Here is a 6,221-nt window from a genome sequence, read left to right as displayed (position 1 = left end):
GGGGACGGACCGCTGCATCAGATGTACGGGGACGTATGGGAATGGACACAGAGCCACTACTCCCCGTACCCAGGCTACGAACCGCTCCCCGGGGCCCTTGGTGAGTACAACGGTAAGTTTATGTGCGGGCAGTTCGTCCTGCGCGGTGGGTCCTGTGCCACGTCGAAGTCCCACATTCGGCCGACGTACCGAAACTTCTTCCATCCGGATGAGGCCTGGCAGTTCATGGGCCTGCGCCTTGCGCGCAACGTGTGACCTGAGGCGCCGGCGACGGCATGCGCGCTCGCCGGGCACCGCCTCGAGACGGTCATTGCCTTCTCTTCTTTCAACCCGACGGCATGAGCTCGACTGACACCCTCCCTCTCATCGACTGCCATCCATCCACCGGTTCCTTTCGGGATGACGTTGTTTCCGGTCTCGCGCGCGACAGGAAGCAGATCCCGTCGAAGTACCTCTATGATGCGCGCGGATCGAAGCTCTTCGACCGGATTACCGGATTGGAGGAGTACTATCCGACCCGGACGGAAGCGTCCATCATGCGTGCCGAGATCGATGCCATCGCGTCCGCGGTCGGAGACGACGCGTTACTGGTGGAATACGGAAGTGGGAGCAGCGACAAGACGACCATTCTCCTCGACCGACTGGCGGACGACCTCGTGGGCTATGTCCCGGTCGACATATCGCGGGATCATCTGCTGGAGGCTGCGGCCGGCATCGACGCCGGCTACCCCTCGCTCGAAGTGCGGCCCGTCTGCGCAGACTACACGTCGTCCTTTCCGCTTCCCGACCTTGTCGAGGAAGCGATGCGGACGGTCGTCTACTTTCCTGGCTCCACCATCGGCAATTTCGAAGAGGGCGATGCGGTGGCGTTTCTCCGCCGCATGGCACGGACAGCCGGTCCCGGCGGCGGATTGTTGATCGGCGTCGACCTGCGGAAAGACCCCGCCATCCTGCGCGCAGCCTACAATGATCGCGAGGGCGTAACGGCAGAGTTTAACCTGAATCTGCTTCGCCGGATGAACCGCGAGCTGGATGCTACTTTCGACCTGGACGCGTTCCGCCATGAAGCCGTCTGGCAACCCGATGCTGGCTGCATCGAAATGCACCTCGTCAGCCAGACGTCGCAACACGTTGTTGTCGGGGATCAGATGTTTTCGTTTGATGAGGGTGAGTCCATTCACACCGAGTACTCGTTCAAGTTCACGTCCGACCAGTTCGCGAGGATGGCCGCCGAGGCCGGTTTCCGAATCGAAGATGTCTGGACCGATGACCAGGACCTTTTCAGTATCCAGTACGCAACGGTTGCAGCGTGGTAAGGGGGCGAACGAGCGGAAAGAACGGGGCTCACGGAGAGGGGCCCGTTACGTTCGGGACACGATTCTGAGGAACGACGTCATGGGCAATCGTTTCGTGACGACAGGAGGCAACCATCCCTGTTCGGGTTCTCTTGAGCAATCGAGACGCAGATCATGGCTTACGAATTCTTCCTCGGCATCGACGTAGCAGACGAACAAGCCGATGAGCCGGGGACGGTATCCCTTGCGCTGATCGAAAAGTCGCAGGAGAACGCCAATGAGGCGTCAATCTACCGTCTGGACTCGATGGAGGCGTATGACGGGGAGACCGATCCGGATGACATCGCAGACCACGTGCAGGGATTGCTGGCCTCGTCGCCGTACACCGCTCGGACGGGTCTCTTTGTGAACCGCGAATCGCAGCGAGGGCAAGCCGTGTACGATGCGCTCGAGGAGCGGGGGCTGCCCGTGCGGGCCGTCACGCTCACGGATGACCGTCATGCCGCTCCCCCGACGCTGGAAGGCGATGACGAAAGCGTCGCCCGGAGAGAGACGGTTCGAGCCATCGCCACGGCCCACCGTCAGGGACGCGTCGAGATTCAGCATCGCGAAACGGAAGCTGCCTCCAGCCTCGCCCGAAGGCTTCAGCATTTCGGCGCCCTTGCCGTAGACGGCGAGGCCCCTCAGACCATGGAAGGTTCTGAGACCGAGGAGGGGGAGACGCTACCGACCCAGTTCGACGCTGTCACGTCCAGCGCCGCTCTCGCCGTATGGTTTGCATCGCAGCGCTCGTTCGATCCCACGTCGCATCTCAAAGCCGATCCGCAGACGAGTGGTGAGGTCTTCTCCGAGGAATCGGGTCCGCAGGCCTGATTCTCTTCATGCCGTACGGTTGACGCAGACACCCGCGGCCGATCCCGCCTTGTTCGGGGTCGGCCGCGGGTTTGCATCGAGCCCGTTGCACGCGCCCGGTAGCTTTTGAGCATCGGATTTTGCACCTTCACCATACGCAGCCCCTAACCGTCTCAACACGGACACGCATGGCTCATCCCTGGCACGACGTCCCCGTAGGTCCCGATAGCCCCGAGGTCTTTCAGGCCATCATCGAAATTCCCCAGGGGTGCAAGGTGAAGTACGAACTCGACAAGGAAACCGGGATGCTCCGCGTGGATCGCATGCTGTACTCATCGGTCGTTTACCCGGCGAATTACGGCTTCATTCCGCAGACTTACGCGGACGACAACGATCCGCTCGACGTGCTTGTGCTTGCTCAGGAAGCGGTCGATCCCTTGAGCATCCTTCGCGCGCGTCCGATCGGGATGATGAGCATGGTCGATGACGAGCAAGAAGATGCCAAGATCATCTGTATTCACATCGATGATCCGGCATTTAACAACTATTGGCACATTAAGGACCTTCCCGAGCACCGGTTGCGCGAACTCAAGCGGTTTTTCCAGGATTACAAAGCGCTCGAAGACAAGAGCGTACGGGTTCAGGACTTCTTCGGCCCAGAGCGGGCACGCCGCGTCATCTCGGAGTCCGTTGAAAGCTACGAGGAAAAGATTCTACCCGGCGTGAGTGATCCGGAGTGACCGCATGGATGCCGATCCCACGCTTGCACTTATGGGTGTCCGTGTACCGTGTGCTTGATGCCGCGGAATACTCACCGATCTGATCCATTCATTTCTACAACCACGATGGAAAATATTCGCACCGAAGGAATCGACTTTTCGCTGAAGGGAGACGACATGCAGCTCGTCGAAGTGGAGCTGGATCCGGGCGAGGGTGTTCGCGCGGAAGCCGGTACCATGCTCTACATGTCCGACGGGATCGAGATGCAGACCGATACCGGCGGCGGCATGTTCAAGGGGTTCAAGCGGATGGTCAGCGGCGAGAGCTTCTTCATCACGACCTTTACATACTCCGGACCGGCGAAGGGACAGGTCGCGTTCGCCGCGCCGTATCCAGGTAAGATCGTCCCGGTGGATCTCTCGCAACATGATGGATTCCTGTGCCAGAAGGATGCGTTTCTTTGCGCAGACCAGGACGTAGATGTGGAGGTCGCATTCAGCAAAAAGTTGGGTGCCGGCCTCTTCGGCGGTGAAGGCTTCATCCTCCAGCGCCTGACCGGCAACGGATGGGCCTTCGTGCATGCGGGAGGTACGATCGTCGAACGCAAGCTGGAGCCGGGGCAGACGCTGCGGGTCGACACAGGATGCGTCGCCGCCTTCTCGGGAACGGTTGACTACGACATCAACTTCGTGGGCGGCTTCAAGAACGCCCTCTTCGGCGGCGAAGGCGTTTTTCTGGCGAAGCTGACGGGTCCTGGAACGGTCTACCTTCAGAGTCTCCCGTTCGCCCGTCTGGCCGACCGGATCGTGGCGGGTCAATTCGCGAACCGAGGAGAAAGCCGCGGCGTCGGGGGATCGGGCGTGCTGGGCGACCTGTTCGGCGGCGACGAAGTCTAAACGGAAGCTGCGTACGGTACGAGACGAAGCGGGGCGACGGTCACGGAGACCGCCGCCCCGCTTCTTTTTGGTCCCGAGCCATCAGCCGGAGCAGCGCCGCAATTGGACATCATCCCATCCGGGACACGTCGCACGCAAACCGGAAGGTGTCGTTACGTCCGCGTGTCCGTGCGCACGTTCGACGGCAGTCGAAGTATGACTGTTGACGTTTGCTGATCACTGTGGCAAGAGAAAAAAGCTGTGGCTCCCACGCATCCAATTCCGAATCTGCAGGTCGTCTGGTTTAAACGGGACCTGCGGATCTACGATCATCGGCCGCTGTCCCGCGCGGTCGAGCGTGGGCCTGTGCTGCCGCTTTACATCGTGGAGCCGGACATCATTGGAGCGGAAGATTTCTCCGGTGCTCACTGGCGGTTTATTCGGCCCTCTCTGGCGGAGCTGCGGCGCCAATTGGCTGACCTCGGTCAGCCGCTGGTGGTAAGGAGGGGAGGCGCAGTCGAGACCTTCGACCGCCTCCGTCAGATCGCCGGGTCGTTCACGCTCTGGGCACATCAGGAGACAGGGAACCACCTCACCTTCGACCGGGACGTCGCCGTTCGGTCCTGGGCGCGCGAGCACGGCGTCGAGGTTCACGAGTGTCGGCAGCACGGCGTGGTGCGCGGCTCGTTGGACCGGGACAACTGGGCCAGGCAGTGGCGTTCGTTCATGAATGAACCCGAAGCGGCCGCTCCTGCGGCCCTCAAGCCGCTGCCCGTCCGACCGGGTCGGATCCCGACGTGTGACGACGTGGGACTGTCCCGCGGTCCGTACCAGGCCATTCAGGATGGCGGTGAGGCGGCTGCGCACCGGACGCTCAATTCGTTTCTCCACCGGCGTGGGAGAAAGTACAGACGGGAAATGTCGAGCCCGCTCACCGCCTTTCGCAGTTGCTCGCGGATCAGTCCGCACCTCTGCTGGGGGACGATTAGTATTCGACGGGTTCGCAATGCGGCAATCGACCGGCAGAAGGAGGTGTCGAGTCGCTCCGGGGCGGAAGCGGGCGACTGGAAGAAATCGCTGTCATCGTTCGAAAGCCGGTTGCACTGGAACGGACACTTTATACAGAAGCTCGAAAGCGCCCCTCGGATCGAACACGAGAGCTTTATTCCAGCGTTCGACGCCGTCCGGGAAGATGGCTTCGACCAAGATCGGTTCGACGCGTGGGCGGCAGGGGAGACCGGTTACCCGCTTGTGGATGCCTGCATGCGTGCACTGCGGGCTACGGGCTACCTTAACTTCCGGATGCGGGCGATGATCGTATCGTTCGCCGCCTATGACCTGTGGCTTGACTGGCGTCGGTTGCATCCGGTTCTTGCTCGTCGTTGGATCGACTACGAACCGGGGATCCACTTCAGCCAGCTTCAGATGCAGTCCGGGACTACGGGCATCAACGCACTTCGAATTTACAACCCGACGAAGCAGGCACGCGACCTTGACCCGGACGGCACGTTCATCCGTCGATGGGTACCGGAAGTACGCGGCTTGCCGGGTACGTACATCCACACGCCGTGGCTCGCGCCCCCGCAGGTGCAGCGACGGACGGGTTGCCGGATCGGTCGTCGTTACCCGAAACCGATCGTGAAGCACGAGACGGCCGCTCGACGCGCGCGTCAGATCATTGGCAATGTGCGGAAAGAGCCGGAGGTGCGCCGGCAGGCTGCCGAGGTACTGGAGGAGCACGGAAGCCGGCGCCGCCGCTCACAGAGGAATCGACCGACAACGGCATCTCCCGGCACGCGCCCGGCGGAGGGGCCGGATGGCGGGCAGCAATCGCTCGGGCTGTAGCGTCGACGGTTCGCACGCATCGATCGGATACCCCGTGGCCGAAGAGAGCGGTCAGAGGCGGACGTCCTTCACATCGGGAGTGGCATCGACCGCTCCGGTTCGCCCAAACACGCCAACGCCCCGCGTGCGGTGAGGGCAGCGGGGCGCAGGCCTGGGGGACGAACGCGAGCCATCACCGGGAAGAGCAGGCGGTGCTTGAACCGCGTTCGTCGTGTACGGTCTGAACCGACGATGGCGAAAAGAATCGATGCACAACCGGTTCGTGGTCTGAAATAGCTATAACTGTGCCGTAAACGTCCCTACACCTGTTTAATCAATTGTCATAATGGAAGAGCGAGCGGGGTTGGGCGCGTCTAAGGTGAAAGATGACTCTCGTGTGCTGTTGGTCGGGGCTTTCCCCGGCGGCCGGTTCAGTCGTTATATCCGAGAACCGCCATCCGTCCTCGACGGCGTCGTTTAGCATGCGAAGACCTTTCTTTTCGTCCTGATCTGGGTACAATACCACCCGCATCCGTGTCTGATCGTGCGCTGAATGCTGAGGATCGGGTGCAGGTTCAGGTGTATCGCCCTCGGAAGATCGCTCATCAGCAACGGAACAGGACCCGTTAGAGTCGGGCGATGCTGAAGAGACATC

Annotated in this window: 6 protein-coding genes; all 6 read left to right on the top strand. The window is 61.4% G+C overall.

What is annotated here, in order from left to right; genetic code table 11:
• Positions 1-255: SUMF1/EgtB/PvdO family nonheme iron enzyme (locus tag ACFCU0_RS03610; protein WP_434972300.1), on the top strand; the 255-nt coding region annotated here is incomplete at its 5' end.
• An 83-nt stretch (positions 256-338) separates the two neighbouring features.
• Positions 339-1,316: an L-histidine N(alpha)-methyltransferase gene (egtD, locus tag ACFCU0_RS03605; protein WP_434972299.1), complete on the top strand. Its 978-nt coding sequence runs from the start codon at positions 339-341 to the stop codon at positions 1,314-1,316.
• Between the two features lie 153 nt (positions 1,317-1,469).
• Positions 1,470-2,168, top strand: a complete 699-nt coding sequence (locus ACFCU0_RS03600; protein WP_434972298.1) for a hypothetical protein — start codon at positions 1,470-1,472, stop codon at positions 2,166-2,168.
• 167 nt (positions 2,169-2,335) lie between these two features.
• Positions 2,336-2,887 (top strand): inorganic diphosphatase, encoded by a 552-nt coding sequence (locus tag ACFCU0_RS03595; protein WP_434972297.1) that lies wholly within the window; start codon positions 2,336-2,338, stop codon positions 2,885-2,887.
• Between the two features lie 105 nt (positions 2,888-2,992).
• Positions 2,993-3,763 carry a TIGR00266 family protein gene (locus ACFCU0_RS03590; RefSeq protein WP_434972296.1) on the top strand — a complete coding sequence of 257 codons (771 nt, stop codon included), beginning with the start codon at positions 2,993-2,995 and terminating at the stop codon, positions 3,761-3,763.
• Between the two features lie 240 nt (positions 3,764-4,003).
• Entirely contained in the window at positions 4,004-5,587 is a 1,584-nt protein-coding gene (locus ACFCU0_RS03585) for an FAD-binding domain-containing protein (protein WP_434972295.1), read from the top strand.
• Positions 5,588-6,221: the final 634 nt, after the last annotated feature.

The organism is Longibacter sp. (assembly GCF_051155795.1).
Lineage (GTDB): Bacteria > Bacteroidota > Rhodothermia > Rhodothermales > Salinibacteraceae > Longibacter.
The sequence above is the reverse complement of the archived record's forward strand: the minus strand, read 5'-3'. Positions and strand labels throughout refer to the sequence as shown.